Consider the following 18,754-nt stretch of genomic DNA (forward strand, 5'->3'; position numbering starts at 1 on the left):
AAAATATGGTTGGTTTAAATATTTAAACCTTTGAATATAAATAAGGAATAAAAATAGGGGGCCTAAACTATGAAAGTACTTACCGAACAAAACATGAATGTGATTTTGAAAGAACATAAAGATTTTTTTAGAGAAGGTCACACCTTTCAAGCAAGCTTTCGCATAGAGCAATTAAATAAATTAAAAGAAGCGATTCAGTCCTCTGAAAAAGAGATACTAGATGCTTTGTATAAGGATCTGAGAAAAAGTGAATTCGAAGGGTATACAACGGAGATTGGTTTTGTATTAGACACCATTCGATCGATGACGAAAAATATTGAAAAATGGATGAAGCCAAAGAAAGTTAAAACGCCAGTTTATCAAATGCCATCCAAAAGCTACTTAATGAAAGAACCTTATGGCACTGTGTTAATAGTCGGCCCGTTTAACTACCCATTCCAACTTGTGATGGAGCCATTAATTGGAGCAATGTCTGCTGGTAATTGTGTCGTGTTAAAGCCTTCCGAAAGCACACCAAATGTTTCCGCTTTGATCAACAAAATAATTAGTGAAAATTTTGATGAGCGCTATATTCGGGTGATTGAAGGGGAACGAGAAACAACTTCTACCTTAATTCATGCTCCTTTTGACAAGATTTTCTTTACAGGAAGTGTCCCTGTTGGAAAAATTGTCATGGAAGCTGCTGCGAAAAACTTAGTTCCAGTAACTTTGGAACTTGGAGGAAAAAGCCCTGTAATTGTTGACTCTACAGCCAACTTAGATTTAGCAGCAAAGCGAATTGCTTGGGGTAAACTAATGAATTCCGGCCAAACGTGTATTGCACCTGACTACGTGCTTGCACATAAAAGCATTAAAGATTCACTGATTTCAAAGATGAAAGAAGCAATAAAAGAGTTTTACGGGGAGCATGCTTCGGAGAGTCCAGATTACGGTCGTATAGTGAATGAAAGACAGTTTGATCGATTAGTTTCTATAGTGGAACGCGACCGTGAGAAACTGGTTTACGGTGGTAGAGTTGATAGGGGTTATTTATACATTGAACCTTCTATTTTGGATGGAGTTAACTGGGATGACGCTTGTATGGAAGACGAGATTTTCGGACCAATTCTTCCTATACTTGAATATACGGAGCTTGATGATGCGATTTCTATGATAAATGAGCACCCAAAACCACTAGCTCTATACATGTTTACTGAAAGCGCTGATGCGGAAAAAGAAGTGCTTCAACGTGTTTCATTTGGTGGCGGCTGCATTAACGACACGATCTCACATGTATCTAACCCAAATCTACCATTTGGTGGTGTTGGTAACTCAGGAATTGGTGCTTACCACGGAGAACATAGTTTTAACGTCTTCTCCCACGAAAAAAGCATCCTTAAGAAAAGCACGAAAATCGGCTCAAACCTTGCCTTCCCACCATATGGCGACAAAGTAAAATGGGTAAGAAAACTATTGAAGTAACAAAAATTACACAGGTATTGCAATATTTTTACAGGTGCCAGGCACTTTTAACAAATCTGTAATATTGAAAAAGGCTGTAGTCTAGTAGCACTGTTGTAATAGCGATGGACTATAGCCTTTTTTTATTTTTTGGGTATATTAACTACTCCTCTAGCAACTCTATTACATCTACTAATAGAAAAGGAGTGTTTCCGTTGGATAGTAGAGATCAATTTTATGGTGGGCAAAAGTACACAAAAGGAACGAAGATGATTTTCCGAACCCCTTTAGGTGGGCAAACGGTCAGAAAAGGGGTAACGAACGTAACGAGCCGTTTTCCTAAAAAGAGTATTTATGTTGCTTATTACGATGAAATACGTATAACTACAGAAAATCAAAGTGATTCTGAGGCAACTGTTCACTTTCAGTTTGTGCTTACAGAAGAACGTGAATTACTTATTCCATTAAAAAAATTCAAACTTGCTCCAGGCGAATCTTGTACAGATGTTTTTTCAATTCCAGGGACAAGACTGACTATATTGGCTGAAATTTCAGTGGAGGAAGAAAGTACAATTGATGTTGTTGTATATGGAAGGTAAAAGAAAATCCCCTTGTTCCTGAACACATTTTCTAATACAAAAGAGCCAGTGGTTTTATTTCCCTTGGCTCTTACATTCCTATTAATCGCTTGATCACCATCGACTCTTTATGATTGCTCAAGATTTCAGTGACAGGTTTACTTTCCACATTTATCACACCTTTCCATATTATACTTACTTTTATCTTACCCAATATAGCTGTAACCTTTAAAGTTCATACCACTATTAAATATTCTGGAATTGTAACAGGCACTAGCAATATCCTAGAAATACTTATTGGTATTGTCCAAACCTCCAAACTTATTATTATTACCTTTAAATTATCCCCATTGTGTTAGTATAAATTTAACAGGTAAATGGGAGTGATAAATTTGAAGCGACTGCTAGCTATTAGTGACATACACGGTGACTTAAAGAAGTTCGAAAGACTATTGAAATTAGTTCAATATAACAGTGAAAACGACCAACTTTTACTCCTAGGTGATTATGTTGACAGAGGTCTAGAGTCAAAACAAGTAATGGATAAAGTAATAGAGTTGAAGAAAGATGGTGCCATCGCCCTGATTGGAAATCATGAAAAAATGATGATGGACGCTTTTCAAGGAGATCCAATGAGTTTAAAGAGATGGTATTACAATGGTGGTATAAAGACACTTCAAAACTATGGATACGATATTGCAAAAGACGACGCAAAGTTTTGGTACACGACGGAGGAAATGCCAGATCTTATAGAAATGAACGAAGAAATTAAAGAACATATTCAATTTCTTCATGAACTACCCTATTATTATGAAACAGACACTCACATTTTTGTACACGCTGGGGTGCATCCAACAACATTACTTCATGAAACAGACCAACATACACTTGTATGGATTCGAGAAGAATTTCACCAAGGTTATGCCGGCCCTAAAACAGTTATTTTCGGACACACACCAACAAAGTACTTACATAACAGCCCTGAAGTATATTTCGGCAAAAATAACATTATCGGTATTGATGGTGGGTGTGCTTATGGAGGCAGACTTAACTGTTTGGAAGTGGAAAGTTTGAAAATAATTTATGTAGAATGATCATCATTTCAACAGCTATTTGAAACAACGACACATCTGTATACGAAGTATGAATTGAGGCTGGGACAAAACTGCGCAAAAAGGTTTTGACTCCAAAGAATAAACGACTGTTTCTTTGGACTCTCTTTAGTTTATGTCACTGATTTGCTTCATCCTTTTTTATCAAGTTCATTTTTGAACTTCTCTTTAGTAAAAATGGAATTGAGAGCACTTATCAAGTTCATTCTTGAATTTCTCTTTGATGAAAATGAACTTGAGAGGCTTTATCAAGTTCAATTTTGAACTTCTTGTTGGTGAAAATGACCTTGAGAGGTCTTATCAAGTTCATTTTTGAATTTCTTGTTGGTGAGAATGACCTTGATAGGCTTTATCAAGTTCATTTTTGAACTTCTTGTAAGTGAAAATGACCTTGATAGGTCTTATCAAGTTCATTTTTGAATTTCTCTTTGGTGAGAATGAACTTGAGAGGCCTTATAATGTTTAATCTAAGTTATTTAGTAAAAATCAACTTCATCATCCTCATGTGTTTAACTTCAAATTATTATTAAGGTTTATCTTTCCTCAAGCTAATATTCGTTACCTTCCCATAAAAATGCACAAAAGACAGACTGATGTTATGTTCATGGTCAACATATCCGATTTCGTGTAAACCTTGGTCATTGTCCTCATATGTATAGTAGTTACTACCATAAACTTCTATGACATTTTCTAGAGGAGTTCCAATTTTGACACCTTTCTCAGTAGATGCTGACATATTCTTTTCTTCCGGAGCAATTAAATTAATCTCACCTGATTCTTTTAGTGCTCTAATCAAAAGTTTATCGTTCCATAGTAGTTCATACGGTAACTCATCTTCATCATCATAAGGATAAGAATTAAATCTGCCATGTTCTTTTATAAATTCATCATCTGTAATTACCATGCCTAATTTAATACCACTAATATTCTCGTTAAGTAAGTTTGTTGATTCAACATTCTTCATGGCTTCTTCAAGACTAACATTATTACAACCAGTTATAAAAACTATAAAAATACTAAAAACCACTAAATATTTTTTGTACACTTATAACACCTCTCTCTTTACTCTTCGTGTTCATACTCTACATGTTTTCGGCCAATCCACTATGAAGCACTTGTGAGATTGTCATTCTTTCATACCGATAGAAATAATAAATTTCAGGTTCATCGGAAAACTCCACCAGAGCTAAGTACCCTAAAAACTCATTTCGCTCAGCTCCAATAATTTTAAATTCTTCTTGATAATAGCCTTGCTCAACCAAGTACACTTCTACGTCTTTTGTCATTTTTGCAAGATAATAGATGGAATGATAAGCGCTGTATGAAACTTTTCCAACCATGTAAAGGATGAAGAATATAATTACAACCTTGCTTCCCTTATTTTTTCTAATAAAAAAGAAAATCAAAAAAACAAAACAAATTATTACAATAGGAAAAATAGTACTAAACAAAATATCAAAAAATAACATCCGTTAATACCTCCTATTCCATTCTTCGCACCCATACTGAGTCTATTTCTACTTGGTTATGCCAGAAAACAAGATTAACTCTTCGCTTTCTATCGACGTAACCAATAACATTCATTCCTTGTTCAACCGTTGAATAATAATTCGCTCCATAAAAATTTTTTACGTCTTCGATCGCATCACCAAGATAAAATACCTCTTGTGATTCATAAGGAATGTCCGTACTTTTCACGAAATGGTAATTACGTTCATAAACGATATAGCCTCCAATGAACATGATTAATACAACTGGGATACTATACAAAAAAATCAGGATTTTCTTTGAATCTTTAAAAACGTATAAACTAATAAGATAAGTTCCTAACAATACAGGAAGAATACCGAAAAAGAATACAAATAACACTCCAATAAGCATATTTTCTGCACCTCCATAGATAAACACATACCTAGTAATTCTATGTATGTATTTTAAAAAAGTAGGGATGTTATCCCTTTGTTATTCCATATTTATAACTGATTTTACTAATAGGATAAAAAAGTATTGTCACAATCACACATGTTAGAAAAAACGCAGGACTCAATAACGGTTCAAAAATATTCTTAATCGGCTCAAAGTACAACACGAGTAGCATTAATATCACATTCGGTACTAACGCTAATTTTAGAATAGTGTTTAACGTTTCCTTTCCGTTAAAGCCATAAATCCTTCCAATGGCGTAGCCTACTACAATCCAAAGAGAAAAATATAAGAATAGTACGAACCATTTCTTTTGCGCTAAAGTTTGCCAGAGTGTTGTAGCAAATGGAAATTCACTACTGTATAGACTTATTGTTAATAGTATTCCAGTTAAAAAAAGTAAATAATTGAAAGTGACAGTGACATTACTCAACTTCTTTTTACTAAGAGGTTTGTAGCAAAACTGTGAAGCGATTATTTTCGGATTACCTAGCTGTTCTAACACGTTTTCTTCCGCGTCTTCTTTACTCAATCCAGTTAAAATTAGATCACGAAGTTTAGATTCATAGTGAACTTCATATTCTAACAAAATATCTTCAGAGTTTGGATGAAACTCCAGTTCCTTTTCAAGTTGGTTTAGAAACAATTCTTTTCCTCTGCTCATATATGTCTACCTAACATTTGATTCATCATTTTTACAAAGGAATTCCATTCTTTCTTTTTATCTTGAAGTAATCCATTCCCATTCTCTGTTATTGCATAGTACTTCCTTGCGGGACCTTTTTCCTGTTCTTTCCAGTAGGAAGTAATGTACCCTTTTTCTTCAAGCTTGTGTAGTCCTGGATAAATAGTACCCTCTTTTACATCTAGCGTATTGTCGCTACGTTGTCCCATTTCTTTCACAATTTGATACCCATACATATCTCCTGAGGTTAATAACTGGAGTATGATGAGGGAAGTACTACCTTTTATTAGTTCACGGTCATACATATTGCTTCACCTACCTAGAATTATGAGGTATATATTTAACTTACAATTATTTCTAACTTGAGTCAATAAAAAAGGCTGTTTTCGTATAGATTGTTGCTATTTGACCACACTATAAATAGGTTGATATAATGCCATTTATGGAGGTGTTGACAATGTGGATACACGTTTATCGTGATTTTAGTGACTTATCAAAATCAGAGCAATTAGCGTTATTCCAAGCGATGAAACAAGACTTGTTTCCAGAGGAACGAGAAGATATTGCGAAGATGTTAAAAGACATTCGTGAGACTCGTTTTTCTGGTGGTTTAGGTTGTCTTCACTGTGGAAGTGTATCGGTCAAGAAGAACGGGAAATATCGTGCAAGGCAGCGTTATTTATGCAAGGATTGCGGAAAAACATTCAACGATATGACCAACACTCCATTATCAGGTTCTCGATACCCTCATAAATGGCTGAAATACTTTGAAATGATGGTAGAAGGTTATACGTTACCTAAAATCTCTGAAGCTTTAGAAATTCACATTTCTACTGCTTTTTATTGGAGACATAAAATTTTGAATGCTGTTCGTTCGTTAGGTAACCACATCTTAAAAGGCATTGTGGAGAGTGATGAAACATTCTTCTTAGAAAGTGATAAAGGGAAGAGGTCTATTACTCATAGACCACCTCGTAAGCGTGGTGGTGTTGCAACAAAACGAGGCATCTCAGATGAACAGGTTTGTGTTCTTGTAGCACAAGACCGAAATGGACAAGTCATCTCTCAAATGGCAGGGAAAGGACGGATTAAATCTACGGATATTGATAAAGTGTTAGGCGCGTTTATCGACACATCTGCTTTGTTGTGTTCAGATACAGCTACAAACTACAAGAAGTTTGCTAAAGAAAAGGGATTACAGCATGAAATGGTCAATATGCGAAAAGGAATTTATGTAAGGAAGTCCATCTTTCATATCCAACATGTCAATGCCTACCACAAACGATTAAAACAGTTTATGGAACGTTTTCAAGGTGTGGCAACAAAATACTTGGATAACTATTTATATTGGTTTCGATACTTGGAACAAAGTAAAAAAGTCGCGTACAAAGAACGTGTAAGGCGACTTCTATTTAATGCTGTTCAAAATTCGAATTACTACACCGTAGAGTCATTAAAGAGTTCATACAGTGAATCGGCAATTTATTAATCAATCATCTGGTTTGCTAAATTTGTCAATATTTCTAATACGCGTTCTTCACTGACTTTGTTAGAATCATCTCGATTCAGGTATCCAATTTCAACTATTAAATCATTATAGGAAAATGTAATACCCCCACTATTACTCCCACCATTGTAAACTGCTTTTATACCATCTTTCAATGTTATTTCATCACTAGGAGTTACACCGCCGTAGTTAACTTCAAAATCAGAAATATTTACTTCAATTAGTTGAAAGTGATTGTCTGTTCTTTCTTTGTTTATTGCTTGTAGTGTAAGTGAGATGTCTTTTTTGTCCTCACGCTCAAACCAATCTCTGATTTCAAATACTTCAAAACCATTACTTTCAAATGGTAATTCGGTAGGTACTTTTACTTGAAAAGGAACAGCGTCTAATGCAACTTCTAATGATGGTGCATGATACACTTTAGGAATATTATCTGTTTGTCCTACTTGTTGCTCTTCTTCTAACTTTGAAGTATTAAGTAACCCACTTGTTTGTTGCTGACATCCTGCAAATAAAACTCCTAAACCGATTATTGTAGTTATCAATAAGTTATTCTTCATATCTAACACTCCTTAATATACTTACGGACTTTTTTACTAAAAGGTTTCAATATTTAGTATACTTTTTATTTCTACTAATATCTTTAATCCCTTTATAGCAACAATCTTTACGAAAACAGCGATAAAAAAAGACCACTTTTTAGAAAAAGTGAGTCCTTTTCCGCCATTTATTACTGTGCTGCTTCAACAGAAATGCCATTGTACACCATACTAATCCGTTACCTGTCCATATGAAGGACTCCAGAAAGTTTCTTGTAATGGCATTGTCACTTTTCCGTCTTCGCTTAATTTTCCAAAAATAACTTTTGGTTTTTCGACATCACTTAAAGTTACGGCGATTGTTACTTGGTTTCCAAGTTCGTATGGTTGGCCTGGCATTGTATCTGAAAACATAAGATGTGCATTTCCTAATTGTAAACTTGTCATGCAGTACTCTTTCTTTCATTTCTGGAGGAGTTGGATATTCTTGGTTGTCTGGCATATCTCCGAAAGATTGTATACCCATTACTTCTGCACCTAGAGCTTTTGAATAAAAATCAACTACTTCTTTAGCTTTACCATCTAACACGATATAAGGATGGATATTTACATTCATTAAGTGCACCTCTTCCTATAATCCGAAGGAACGTATGTTCTAATTTATTTTACCGCATTTTTCTTAACTGTATACTAAAACTTAATATATTTTCAGTTTAGATGAGGAAGTAACAAAATATCTTAGTATGCCAAATAAGTATCCACCATATAGCATAGAAGAAACATAACGGTCTTCCGTATCAGATAGTAGAAGTGCCCGTAGCATTACTTTTGGCAAAATCATTTTGTCTCCTTACGTTCTTTCCAAGCAGTCAATCCACCATCTAATACCGAAACATCGTACCCATTCTCAGCAAGTATAGTTGCACACTTCATCGCTGAGTTTCCTGTCGTACATGTTACTATGATTTCTTTATGTTTTGGAAGAAAGTTTTGAATGTCAATTTTATTTTCACTTTCATTCAAAATGATCGTTTTGGGAATATTTATCGTCTCCACGTTATCATCTTGTATATGATATGTATTGTATTTTTCTATTGCTCTTACATCTAAAATGATGGTAGGTTCTTCTTTCACTTTTTTCACTAGTTCGATAACAGTTATTTTTTTGATTTCCAACATATTCAACTCCTTCTATTATTTAATGATAACGAAAGCCACAAAATTTGAAAATACATTTATATTCACAAGAATTTCTTCTGATTTTTTCATGTCATTTAACCTATAATTAGGTATTTTATGTTATTATTGTAATATAAAACCTTAGTTAGTAGTAAAGCCCAAAAAGTATAATCTTACACATCTTAAATAAAATATTGAGTAAGGTTCATACTAATAGCTATGGAGGTGCTTGGACATGGAAAGTAAACCCTTACATTATGACGGAAGTATCCAACAAAATGAGGAAGTTAAAGTGGATGCAGCAACTGAATCATTCAAACTAACGGAAGAGATGAGAGCAAAGATTAGCGGTAATCCTTACGTTATCGAAAATAATGATTAATTAATTTAGCTAATTACGGAGTGTCTTTTATGACAGTCCTCTTTTTTTGAGCATTATATTTGAATAATAATTTGTAATGTTTTATAATAAATCTCGAATATGAGATATTTTTATTCGAAATAAATACTTAAATTCACATTTTTGGCCAAAAATAAAACGACAAATATATTTGTAAGAGAAAGGGACGTTAAAGAATGACAAAAGTTTTATATATTACAGCACATCCTCATGATGATACTTTGTCTTATAGTATGGCAGTTGGAAAGGCTTTTATTGACACTTACAAAGAAATGAATCCTGATCATGAAGTAATAAATTTAGACCTATACACAGAAGATATTCCTCACATTGATGTAGATGTATTCAATGGATGGGGTAAATTACGTTCTGGTCAAAGTTTTGATGAGCTATCAGCAGAAGAAAAAGCAAAAGTTAGTCGTTTAAATGAATTAGTTGAACAGTTTATTGCCGTTGATAAGTATGTATTCGTTACACCTTTATGGAATTTCTCTTTCCCGCCTGTATTAAAAGCTTACATTGACTCTGTGTCAGTTGCAGGAAAAACATTTAAGTATACAGCTGAAGGTCCAGTTGGATTGTTAACGGATAAAAAAGCTCTACACATTCAAGCACGTGGGGGAATTTATTCAGAAGGACCAGCGGCAGCTATGGAAATGGGACACCGTTATTTAGATATTATCATGCAGTTTTACGGGGTTCCTTCATTCGAAGGATTGTTCGTAGAAGGGCACGCTGCAATGCCAGACAAAGCACAAGAAATTAAAGAAAACGCCATCGCAAGAGCAAAAGACTTAGCACACGCATTTTAAATATTACAAGGATATTACAGGTGCCAGGCACTCGTAATATCCTTGTAATATACTATATTCTTTTTTCTATTATTGCTTCGCAAACTATATCGTACATTACTTCTACGCCTTTTTCGGATGCTTCAAAGTTGTAGGCATTTTCTGCGTCTATTCCAAGGCTATCCGCTTCTTTTTCTTCATCGATATTTGCCCCCATGAAGCAATACATAGACTTTGAAGCTAAAGAAAGCTATAAACCTAGTAAGAATACAATCACATCTTTAGCGCTAGCATTAGAACTAACCATAGATGATACAACAAAGCTTCTAAGTTCAGCTAGATTTTCTCTTTCAGATAGTGACACTTTTGACCTTGTTATTCAATACTGCATCGAAAATAAAATCTATAAAATCCAAGATGTTAATCAAGCCCTTGAGTATTTTAGCTTAAAAACTTTGGGCGGGGTGTTGTCGTAGAAGAAAGATTCTCCAATTTGGGGAATCTTTTTTTAGTTTCCAAGTTAAAGACTAACTACTTAACCTTGAAGGAAGGGTTATCTCCTCATAATCTTTAAAATCTTAATCATTTCTTAACAATCACCTAGTATAACTAATGAAGAAAGGAGGAAAACAATGCAGGAATTTATTGAAATCGGACCTATTATGCTCCCAGTCCATTGGCTTTATTGGGGACTTTCTTCTTTAGGTGGATATTTAATGATTGTGTTGAGACTTAATGGGTCATCCTTACATAAAAAAAGAATAGTAGACACACTCATTAATGGAGCGATTATTGCCTTACTAAGTTGGAAGTTTAGTTACCTTCTATTTCACCCTGTCTATGCATTTTCTAACCCTATAAGTATCTTGTATTTTGATGGTGGATCAAAAGGCGTTCTCATCAGTCTTTTTACTGCCAGTCTTTATCTCGTCTACCAATCTTTCAATCAGAAAACTCCATTTGCCATATATATAGAATTACTTTTTGTTGGAGTAGTAGGTTGGTCTATTGTCTTTCACTTCATTCATATATGGTCCGAGATGATTTATAGCATTACACAAGTCATTATAGGGATTACTCTCCTCGGCTTTCTTTATAAAAGTACGATAGGTCATTTCAAAAAAATAAATAACTTCATTATCGTTTATAGTTTGATACAGATTCTATTGCAATACTTTACAGTCGGTGCACCATTTGTATTGCATTTTACATTGTTACAGGTTATTTACATTTTAGTCATATTAATCTTATTAATTACTCCATTAAAAGGAGGGAATTCCCATTGATAATTTAACTTTACTTGTTGCATTCACAGCTGGATTGCTTTCATTTTTTTCCCCTTGTGTTTTCCCATTAATACCAGCTTATATCGCAACTCTAACAGGCTCTGCAGTTAAAGATGGTAAAGTGAACGTTCAAAAAAGAATCGTATTTATTCGCTCCATTAGCTTTATATTAGGATTTAGTATCGTATTTATCATGCTCGGTGCATCTGCTAGCTTTGTTGGGCAATTATTTATGGACAATCGTCTACTTATTGAAAAAATAAGTGGACTATTAATAATCATCTTCGGTTTGCAGATGGCTGGATTATTAAAAATAAAGATGTTGATGCGTGAAAAACGTGTGGAAGTAGAAAATCGTAAGACGGGATTATGGAATTCCCTCTTAATTGGAATGGCTTTTGCGTTCGGATGGACACCTTGCGTAGGCATTGCCCTTTCTTCCATTTTATTATTAGCTGCCTCTGTAGATACGATGACAAATGGGTTATTAATGTTAACTGTCTATTCGTTAGGCTTAGGAATTCCATTTCTGGTCGTTTCCTTTATCGTGACCTACTCACTTAAAGCAGTTAAAAATATTAATAGGATTTTACCAAAATTAAGTATCATCAATGGTGCTTTATTAATAATTCTTGGCTTACTACTATTTACAGGACAATTCCAAAGACTAAGTGGATGGCTAGCACAATTTACTTACATTTAATAAAGGAGAGATTTCATTGAAACGCAATATAATAGTAATTATTTTCTTAACAGTACTAGTCGGTTGGGGACTTATGGATTTAAGTAATAAAAATCAGACAGAGCCACCTATTACTTCTAGTGCAGAAGAAGATGGTAATATAGAAATAGGATTAGAACAAGGCAAGCTTGCACCAGACTTCGAACTCGAGACGTTAGATGGAGAAACTATTAAGTTATCCGATTTCAGAGGTCAAAAAGTTATTTTAAATTTATGGGCAACATGGTGCCCACCTTGTAGAGCAGAAATGCCACATATGCAAGACTTATACGAAGATAGAAAAGATGAAGGTTTTACTATCATTGCTGTTAATTTAACAACGGCTGAACGTAATACTGAAGATATTCGCCCATTTATTGAAGATGAATTTAAACTAACTTTTCCTACTCCATTAGATGTGGATGGAAGGGTTGGTGAGATGTATCAAGCTTACTCCATTCCGACTAGCTATATAATAGATACACAAGGAAGAATACAAAGGAAAATAATTGGTCCAATGTCTTATGAGATGATGGACGACTTCATTAATGATGTAAATTAAAATGGAGGTACTTGTGAATACAAAGGGAAAATCAATATTAATTGTAGAAGACGATCCAAAAATTAGACAATTGATGAAAATTTATTTGGAAAAAGAAGGATATGAAGTCTGGGAAGCAGAAGACGGCGAGCAAGCAATGCAAATGTATGAGACTTATGATCCATGCTTTACTATTATCGATTTAATGCTACCAAAGGTAAGTGGAGAAGCTGTTTGTCAATGGATTCGAAAAGAGAAACAAAGTGACAGTCCAATCATTATGGTAACAGCGAGAGTTAGTGAAGAAGATAGAATTAACGGTCTTAAGATTGGCGCGGACGATTATGTCACCAAACCATTTAGTCCTCGTGAACTTGTAGTAAGAGTTGAAACGGTCCTTCGTCGCACCTCAAACCGATGTAATAAAATTAGTTACCACGGACTCACAATTAAACCGTTAAAAGGAGAAGTCAATTTTAAAGGCAACTCCCTAAAACTTACCGGTAATGAAATGAAGATTCTTCATCTACTAATGCAACACCCAAATCAAATTCTATCAAGGGAACAAATGATTACGGAACTCTATCCAAATGATGAAAAATTTATTACAGAACGGACCATTGATGTTCATGTTCGTAACGTACGAGAGAAACTAAGTCAAATGGAAGCCCCTGATTGTATACAAACGATAAGAGGAATGGGGTATAAGTTTGTTGCGTATTAACAAGTTTTTTACTATATCCAAAAACACTTCAATTATGTGGAAGTTAACTTTCATTAACAGTGTTATTTTCGGCTTAGTAATTTGGTTAGTTGGTATCTCTGTCAAAGACTTTGCTTGTTATTTGATTGAAACAAAAAGCTCTATGAGTCTTGAGCAACGAGATGCCTTTATTGAGAAGATGAACACGTACTTAATTACAGCAACTGCTTTTTCTATTGTTGTAGCTGCAGTAGTTCATTTTTATTTCATTAATAAGTTAATATCTCCTCTTCACTCTTTAACTTTTGCGACTAAAGAAATCGCAAAGGGGAATCATCCTAAAACGATAGAAAAAGTGACGAATGATGAAATAGGTCAGCTTACTGATCAATTTAATTATATGGTTGATCAACTAAAAGCTTCTGAAATATATCGAGATAAAATGACACGAGACATTGCACACGAGTTAAGAACTCCTTTAACAAATATTAGTGGATATTTAGAAGCACTCAGTACAGGTGTCTTAGAAGGAGATAAAAATTTATATAACTCGCTTTACGAAGAATCAATGAGACTCACTAATTTAGTAGAACAATTACAGCAAATAAATTATTGGAATCATCTTGATAGGAGTAAGAATATAGGGGGTCAATCCATTTCGTTAAAAGACTTATTTAAGCAACAACTAGGAAACTTTCAAAGAGAATTCAATAAGCAAAATATTAACGTTACGGTAGAGATGGTAGATGTATTGACACCTATAAATGAAGATGGAATGAAACAAGTAATAACTAACTTAATGCAAAATGTTATTAAATATGACAGAGGGAAATGGCTGCGAATTAAAGGTTATGTGGAAAAAGAAAACTACTTTGTGGAAGTAACGAATGAAGGTCTACCCATTGTGTTAGATTATCCCACTCAACCTTTTGAACGTTTTTATCGAGCAGAGCTTTCAAGAAATCGTAACCTAGGTGGTTCTGGGCTTGGTCTTGCTATCGTAAAAGAAATAATTGAAAGTCATAGAGGGACAGTCGGTTTAAATTCACAGGGAAATGTTCATACATTTTGGTTTTCCATTCCAATTACAGTACTGTAACAGGGGGCGAAAAAAGTGAACAGTAAAATAGCAAAAATTGTTTTATTTACTAATTCAGCCTGTCCATTAGGAAGGACAATGAACGATGTCTTAATAGAAACCGCAAAAATTTTACCTGCTATTAAACTGAGGAAAATATTTATAGATCAAGACCCAACGACAACAAACAACTTTGGCATAAATAAAAACCCTACTACTTTATTTTTGTCTGGAGATGAAAAAGAACTTACTAGGGTAGAGGGTTTTAAAGAAACTAGTGAGATTGCAAAAATGATTGAACATGGTAATTTTGAAAAGAAAACTCCGATTAAAAAATCAGCCCCTTCTTTAATTGAGGAACAATATACTATCTATTTAATGAAGGATTCATTATTACATCCTTTTCAAATAACATATGAGAATCAAACAAATGTTACAACACCTAGAATAACAGCAGTTAATGTGCTGCTTTCAACCGCAATGGAAGGCTACATTAATCCATTCTCTAATAAAAGTAAACTTAATTTAATCGAATTTGAAGGTTCTTTAGCCAAGGTTTATATAAGTGATACAGATGTTTCAGATGAGGAAAACAATCGAAATAGGGAAGCATGTTTATTAGAAACACTTCGACCATTTGGAATTACACAAGTACAACTAGTGTAGTTCTCAAAAAACCTTTCTACGCACACGCTAAGAAAGGTTTTTCAATTTACTCTTCATTTATAATGTTTAAATTCCCATCCCAGCTTTACCATTAGGAGGGAACATTTTTTCGACTATTTCCAACTTCACATGTCTATTTCCGGGGAAATTTGTTTTTATTTGTTTGTGCTACTCAATAATCTCTTTCACTCTACCAACCACACCATTTTGTAACATTACTTTTATTCCATGAGGATGTGTTGGGGAATTAGTGAGTAGTTTGGATACAATACCTTCCGTTAACTTCCCACTACGTTGATCTTGCTTTTGAACTACTTTCACTTTCGTTCCTATTTTTATATTAGCTCTTTTTGTTCCTGGCAATGGCTTATTCTCCTTTTATCTATTCCGCATTTAGTAGTAGATCTCTTAAAGCTTTTGTTATCTTCATGGAAGTGACGTAAGTATCTCCACCTTCAACCATGTACATCATAATACTTTGTTCTTTATCATTTCCAAGCCACAAATGGATGGCATGCCTTGGAAAGTTGTCTCCATAATCAATGATTAAGTCATAATCTGGTGTAGATTTCGGTATAGTGACTTCTTTTTGCACTGCACTTTTAATAGCATTTTCAAAAATTCTAATGGTTGGCTTGTCCTCATACGTTGTTAGAATATCTAAATTCACATCCCCTATGCCGTTAGATCTGGATACTTCCACTTTTGTCACTTTTTCATTTAAAAGCACCATTGTATCAACTTGATTTACGTTGCAAGCTGAGAGATATATTAAAGATATTATGAATAAAAGTTTTTTCAATTATGTATTCTCCTTTTCCATATATGTATTCTCCTTTTCCATATTCTTTCTTTGCTCTATATGTGAAGCAATAGCTGTAGATGTTACAGCTATAATTACAATGTGCATCTTAATCGGCGATCCTAATAACCAATTGACCAGTAACGCTGTAAATATTGTTACGAAAACGTATGGAATTCTTTTTCTTAGCGTCATTCCTTCTTTTAAACTAATATAATATAAAAATATAAAATATATAGTAATAAGGAATAAGCATAACATAAAAATTGTCATGGAGGGTGTACTATAAAAGACTAAAGAAACAATTATTAAATACATTAATAGTAGCAAGAAGTATCTAATCTTAGAATTACTTTTAGATATACTTTTCATTATTTTACCCCTTATAAAAAATCTCTTACTGTAAAATATTACATTTCAAATGAACAAATGTAAACGAATAACAAAAAAACAGATAGACTTAATCTATCTGCACATTAGAAATGCCTATAAATGATGCAACCATAAAGCTATAAAGATTCCTATGGAAGTTACAAATCCAACTGTTGGTCCGCCTTCTTTATATGCTTCTGGCATCATCGTCGAGGCAATCATTGCAATGATGGCACCTCCTGCAAAACAACTTACAATGGCTTTCATACTATTGGATGCTTCTGCAAAAATAGTTGCTCCACCTACCGCACTCAAGGCGGAAGCAATAACAACGAAGCCCCACATAATGAGGATCTTTTTTTTCGAGAAGCCACTTTTTCTAAGTCCTATTGTACTCGAAAGCCCTTCCGGAATATTACTTATAAACACTGATACTACTAGTGCTAAGCTAACAGATCCACCGCCAATCAAACTCATTCCAATCAATGCTGTTTCTGGTATTGTATCCATGACGCTTCCGATAAAAATCCCCATACCAGAAGAACTATCTGTTTTTTTCTGCTCTCGGTCCACTCCTTTTCGTTGATGCCCTCCTTTATGTGAAACAAAATAGTCTAGGACTGTAAAGGTTAATGCACCACCTAAAAAGCCAATTGCCACTTCTTTAAATCCACTAATTTCTAATGAACCCTCAAGCAGCTCATAAGCAGTTGCTCCAATTAAAGCACCAGTCCCTAGAGCCATTATGTAACCGACAATGCGATGAGGTATCGTTACTTTCATTGCTAATATAGCTCCTGCCATTGTTGCAGATGCTGCTAACGTCCCCCAAAACAGGGCATTCCACATGAGTGAACGCCTCCTAATAAAATATAGCTAAAAAACTTATATCACATATATCTTTTTAAGATTCGCGAAAAATTATTCATATACACTATGAAACTTACCTAGTTTAAGTGCATATGATTAACTATTACAACTTACTATTTTCCAAAGGTGTGATAAATATCACATAATTAAACGCTTTTCCTCGTTACAATTAAGGTAGAAATTAACAAAAAATTGCTTGTTTTTTTAGAAAAGGGAGGCGTTTATTTGCAAAGTAAAGGAAGTAATATTATTATCCCTGAAAATCCCGTTTCAAAGTTTCTATTCAGCAGTACACGCGCTGCTTGGATTTGGTTAATTGTTAGACTATACGTTGGATATGCATGGCTTACAGCTGGATGGAAGAAGGTTACAAGTGATGCTTGGACTGGAGAAAATGCTGGTGCAGCTGTTAAAGGTTATTTAAATGGCGCTATCGCAAAAGCAGAAAGTGGTGCAGATGTAACAGGTTGGTATGCAAGCTTTTTAGAAAATGTGGCTCTCCCAAATGCGGAAGTATTCAGTTATGTAGTTGCATACGGTGAGCTTTTGGTTGGAATAGGACTAATTCTTGGTTTATTAACTGGTATCGCAGCATTTTTTGGCGGAGTAATGAATGTGAGTTTCCTTTTTGCAGGAACACTAAGTACGAATCCAATATTATTCGTCCTTGCAACATGGCTCGTACTTGCTTGGAAAAATTCAGGGTGGATTGGACTAGATCGTTGGGCACTTCCTTTCTTAGGCACACCATGGAATCGTAACGCTTCTCAGAAAAAAGAAAAAACTAGACAAATATAAACTTTAAACGCAAGCAAGAGATGAAGTTATAACGATAACACTTCCTCTCTTGCTTTTTGTATTTAGTACATCCAACTACGTTCTGTGTACAAGTTCCAAGGATAAAAATATCCAAAATGTGCATGTGGGTGATAATTATGCGTGTGAGAACTATCGTGTTGGTGTGTAGTCATATGTTGATGACTAGGAAAAGTTGGCCAATGATAATATATTGGTTGACCACCGTATCCTTGATACATAATCATAATTAAAGTAGCCTCCTTCTCAATTCCGTATGGTTCACTGTATGATGCTTATAGAGTAAAGGAGTATGTACTTTTAGAAGATACAAAAAAGAAGCCAAAATCGGCTTCTTTTTATTATTATCGAATAGCTTGTCCTATATTATTAATTGGAGCTACGGCCGCCCTTTTGTCCAATTTCCTCGTAATGTTCCGTGCCATGCTCACGCTTTGTTTTTTCTCCGCCTTTTTGACCAATCTCTTCGTAAAAGTCTTTGCCTTGACTTTGCTTCGTTGCTTCTCCACCTTTACGACCTCTTTCTTCATAACTCATTGTACCATTGCTCTGATTCTGATTATTATTGTTTGTCATGTTCATCATCCTCCTGTTAATGGTTTTATGAATTTTTCATGAGTCCGTTTCATAATGAATTTAGCTTCTCATGATGATTTGATTTTTCATTAGAAACGAACTCACATAAATACATTTACCATGGTTTGCGAAAGATTAAACACTTTTTGAGACGAGAAATTAAAATAGT

Annotated in this window: 27 protein-coding genes and 1 pseudogene; 13 read left to right on the top strand and 15 right to left on the bottom strand. The window is 34.4% G+C overall.

Annotated elements, in window-relative coordinates:
• Positions 1-69: 69 nt before the first annotated feature.
• From CDZ89_RS16605 to CDZ89_RS16615, 3 genes are all read left to right on the top strand, one after another.
• Positions 70-1,461, top strand: a complete 1,392-nt coding sequence (locus CDZ89_RS16605; RefSeq protein ID WP_100334019.1) for an aldehyde dehydrogenase — start codon at positions 70-72, stop codon at positions 1,459-1,461.
• Between the two features lie 194 nt (positions 1,462-1,655).
• Positions 1,656-2,039, top strand: a complete 384-nt coding sequence (locus CDZ89_RS16610; RefSeq protein WP_100334020.1) for a hypothetical protein — start codon at positions 1,656-1,658, stop codon at positions 2,037-2,039.
• Positions 2,040-2,410: 371 nt separating this feature from the next.
• Entirely contained in the window at positions 2,411-3,112 is a 702-nt protein-coding gene (locus CDZ89_RS16615) for a metallophosphoesterase family protein (RefSeq protein ID WP_100334021.1), read from the top strand.
• Between the two features lie 544 nt (positions 3,113-3,656).
• On the opposite strand, the gene CDZ89_RS16620 is transcribed toward CDZ89_RS16615, so the two are convergent.
• The 5 genes from CDZ89_RS16620 to CDZ89_RS16640 all read right to left on the bottom strand — a co-directional run bounded on the left by CDZ89_RS16620 (position 3,657) and on the right by CDZ89_RS16640 (position 6,043).
• The gene (locus CDZ89_RS16620) at positions 3,657-4,094 is read right to left on the bottom strand and encodes a hypothetical protein (RefSeq protein WP_157842769.1); all 438 of its coding nucleotides are present in this window, start codon (positions 4,092-4,094) and stop codon (positions 3,657-3,659) included.
• A 118-nt stretch (positions 4,095-4,212) separates the two neighbouring features.
• Positions 4,213-4,599, bottom strand: a complete 387-nt coding sequence (locus CDZ89_RS16625) for a hypothetical protein (protein WP_100334023.1) — start codon at positions 4,597-4,599, stop codon at positions 4,213-4,215.
• A 13-nt stretch (positions 4,600-4,612) separates the two neighbouring features.
• Positions 4,613-5,011, bottom strand: a complete 399-nt coding sequence (locus tag CDZ89_RS16630; RefSeq protein ID WP_100334024.1) for a hypothetical protein — start codon at positions 5,009-5,011, stop codon at positions 4,613-4,615.
• Positions 5,012-5,081: 70 nt separating this feature from the next.
• On the bottom strand, positions 5,082-5,717 hold the full coding sequence (locus tag CDZ89_RS16635) for an HAAS signaling domain-containing protein (protein ID WP_100334025.1): 636 nt from the start codon (positions 5,715-5,717) through the stop codon (positions 5,082-5,084).
• Positions 5,714-6,043: a PadR family transcriptional regulator gene (locus CDZ89_RS16640; protein WP_096155529.1), complete on the bottom strand. Its 330-nt coding sequence runs from the start codon at positions 6,041-6,043 to the stop codon at positions 5,714-5,716. Before CDZ89_RS16640 ends, CDZ89_RS16635 begins: the two co-directional genes overlap by 4 nt.
• Positions 6,044-6,195: 152 nt before the next feature.
• Here CDZ89_RS16640 and CDZ89_RS16645 point away from each other — a divergent pair, with 152 nt between their 5' ends.
• On the top strand, positions 6,196-7,227 hold the full coding sequence (locus CDZ89_RS16645) for an IS1595 family transposase (protein WP_100334026.1): 1,032 nt from the start codon (positions 6,196-6,198) through the stop codon (positions 7,225-7,227).
• Here the strand turns inward: CDZ89_RS16645 and CDZ89_RS16650 are convergent.
• The 3 genes and pseudogenes from CDZ89_RS16650 to CDZ89_RS16660 all read right to left on the bottom strand — a co-directional run bounded on the left by CDZ89_RS16650 (position 7,224) and on the right by CDZ89_RS16660 (position 8,963).
• Entirely contained in the window at positions 7,224-7,805 is a 582-nt protein-coding gene (locus CDZ89_RS16650; protein ID WP_100334027.1) for a hypothetical protein, read from the bottom strand. The genes CDZ89_RS16645 and CDZ89_RS16650 overlap by 4 nt on opposite strands.
• Before the next feature lie 210 nt (positions 7,806-8,015).
• Positions 8,016-8,400 (bottom strand): annotated as a pseudogene (locus CDZ89_RS16655) (VOC family protein).
• A 221-nt stretch (positions 8,401-8,621) separates the two neighbouring features.
• On the bottom strand, positions 8,622-8,963 hold the full coding sequence (locus CDZ89_RS16660; protein WP_227521536.1) for a rhodanese-like domain-containing protein: 342 nt from the start codon (positions 8,961-8,963) through the stop codon (positions 8,622-8,624).
• 235 nt (positions 8,964-9,198) lie between these two features.
• Between CDZ89_RS16660 and CDZ89_RS20015 the strand changes: the two genes are divergently transcribed.
• Both CDZ89_RS20015 and CDZ89_RS16665 read left to right on the top strand, forming a co-directional pair.
• Positions 9,199-9,345 (top strand): hypothetical protein, encoded by a 147-nt coding sequence (locus tag CDZ89_RS20015; RefSeq protein WP_198508253.1) that lies wholly within the window; start codon positions 9,199-9,201, stop codon positions 9,343-9,345.
• A gap of 194 nt (positions 9,346-9,539) precedes the next feature.
• Positions 9,540-10,175 carry an FMN-dependent NADH-azoreductase gene (locus CDZ89_RS16665; protein WP_100334028.1) on the top strand — a complete coding sequence of 212 codons (636 nt, stop codon included), beginning with the start codon at positions 9,540-9,542 and terminating at the stop codon, positions 10,173-10,175.
• A gap of 52 nt (positions 10,176-10,227) precedes the next feature.
• On the opposite strand, the gene CDZ89_RS19780 is transcribed toward CDZ89_RS16665, so the two are convergent.
• Positions 10,228-10,371: a hypothetical protein gene (locus tag CDZ89_RS19780; RefSeq protein ID WP_157842771.1), complete on the bottom strand. Its 144-nt coding sequence runs from the start codon at positions 10,369-10,371 to the stop codon at positions 10,228-10,230.
• 415 nt (positions 10,372-10,786) lie between these two features.
• Here CDZ89_RS19780 and CDZ89_RS16675 point away from each other — a divergent pair, with 415 nt between their 5' ends.
• Genes CDZ89_RS16675 through CDZ89_RS16700 form a run of 6 tightly spaced genes read left to right on the top strand, consistent with a single transcriptional unit; the run spans position 10,787 to position 15,149 of the window.
• Positions 10,787-11,440, top strand: a complete 654-nt coding sequence (locus tag CDZ89_RS16675) for a hypothetical protein (RefSeq protein WP_100334030.1) — start codon at positions 10,787-10,789, stop codon at positions 11,438-11,440.
• Positions 11,436-12,143 (top strand): cytochrome c biogenesis CcdA family protein, encoded by a 708-nt coding sequence (locus CDZ89_RS16680; protein WP_100334031.1) that lies wholly within the window; start codon positions 11,436-11,438, stop codon positions 12,141-12,143. Before CDZ89_RS16675 ends, CDZ89_RS16680 begins: the two co-directional genes overlap by 5 nt.
• Positions 12,144-12,159: 16 nt before the next feature.
• A complete protein-coding gene (locus CDZ89_RS16685) occupies positions 12,160-12,723 on the top strand; it encodes a peroxiredoxin family protein (RefSeq protein WP_100334032.1) in 564 nt (187 codons plus the stop codon).
• Between the two features lie 13 nt (positions 12,724-12,736).
• The gene (locus tag CDZ89_RS16690) at positions 12,737-13,426 is read left to right on the top strand and encodes a response regulator transcription factor (protein ID WP_227521537.1); all 690 of its coding nucleotides are present in this window, start codon (positions 12,737-12,739) and stop codon (positions 13,424-13,426) included.
• The gene (locus tag CDZ89_RS16695; RefSeq protein ID WP_157842772.1) at positions 13,413-14,504 is read left to right on the top strand and encodes a sensor histidine kinase; all 1,092 of its coding nucleotides are present in this window, start codon (positions 13,413-13,415) and stop codon (positions 14,502-14,504) included. Before CDZ89_RS16690 ends, CDZ89_RS16695 begins: the two co-directional genes overlap by 14 nt.
• Before the next feature lie 15 nt (positions 14,505-14,519).
• Positions 14,520-15,149: a thioredoxin family protein gene (locus tag CDZ89_RS16700; RefSeq protein WP_100334035.1), complete on the top strand. Its 630-nt coding sequence runs from the start codon at positions 14,520-14,522 to the stop codon at positions 15,147-15,149.
• Between the two features lie 168 nt (positions 15,150-15,317).
• Here the strand turns inward: CDZ89_RS16700 and CDZ89_RS16705 are convergent, their stop codons facing one another.
• The 4 genes from CDZ89_RS16705 to CDZ89_RS16720 all read right to left on the bottom strand — a co-directional run bounded on the left by CDZ89_RS16705 (position 15,318) and on the right by CDZ89_RS16720 (position 17,172).
• On the bottom strand, positions 15,318-15,512 hold the full coding sequence (locus CDZ89_RS16705; protein WP_100334036.1) for a YwbE family protein: 195 nt from the start codon (positions 15,510-15,512) through the stop codon (positions 15,318-15,320).
• A gap of 19 nt (positions 15,513-15,531) precedes the next feature.
• On the bottom strand, positions 15,532-15,951 hold the full coding sequence (locus CDZ89_RS16710; RefSeq protein WP_096155537.1) for a YhfM domain-containing protein: 420 nt from the start codon (positions 15,949-15,951) through the stop codon (positions 15,532-15,534).
• Positions 15,952-16,323: a hypothetical protein gene (locus CDZ89_RS16715; protein WP_096155538.1), complete on the bottom strand. Its 372-nt coding sequence runs from the start codon at positions 16,321-16,323 to the stop codon at positions 15,952-15,954.
• Positions 16,324-16,437: 114 nt separating this feature from the next.
• Positions 16,438-17,172, bottom strand: a complete 735-nt coding sequence (locus tag CDZ89_RS16720) for a ZIP family metal transporter (RefSeq protein WP_096155539.1) — start codon at positions 17,170-17,172, stop codon at positions 16,438-16,440.
• 246 nt (positions 17,173-17,418) lie between these two features.
• Here CDZ89_RS16720 and CDZ89_RS16725 point away from each other — a divergent pair, with 246 nt between their 5' ends.
• Positions 17,419-17,991 carry a DoxX family protein gene (locus tag CDZ89_RS16725; protein ID WP_096155540.1) on the top strand — a complete coding sequence of 191 codons (573 nt, stop codon included), beginning with the start codon at positions 17,419-17,421 and terminating at the stop codon, positions 17,989-17,991.
• Positions 17,992-18,053: 62 nt separating this feature from the next.
• Here the strand turns inward: CDZ89_RS16725 and CDZ89_RS16730 are convergent, their stop codons facing one another.
• Together CDZ89_RS16730 and CDZ89_RS16735 are read right to left on the bottom strand one after the other, a co-directional pair.
• Positions 18,054-18,236 (bottom strand): hypothetical protein, encoded by a 183-nt coding sequence (locus tag CDZ89_RS16730; RefSeq protein ID WP_096155541.1) that lies wholly within the window; start codon positions 18,234-18,236, stop codon positions 18,054-18,056.
• Positions 18,237-18,378: 142 nt separating this feature from the next.
• On the bottom strand, positions 18,379-18,585 hold the full coding sequence (locus CDZ89_RS16735; RefSeq protein ID WP_096155542.1) for a stress-induced protein, KGG, repeat-containing protein: 207 nt from the start codon (positions 18,583-18,585) through the stop codon (positions 18,379-18,381).
• Positions 18,586-18,754 lie beyond the last annotated feature (169 nt).

It is taken from the genome of Bacillus alkalisoli, assembly GCF_002797415.1.
GTDB classification, from domain to species: domain Bacteria; phylum Bacillota; class Bacilli; order Bacillales; family Bacillaceae_I; genus Bacillus_CD; species Bacillus_CD alkalisoli.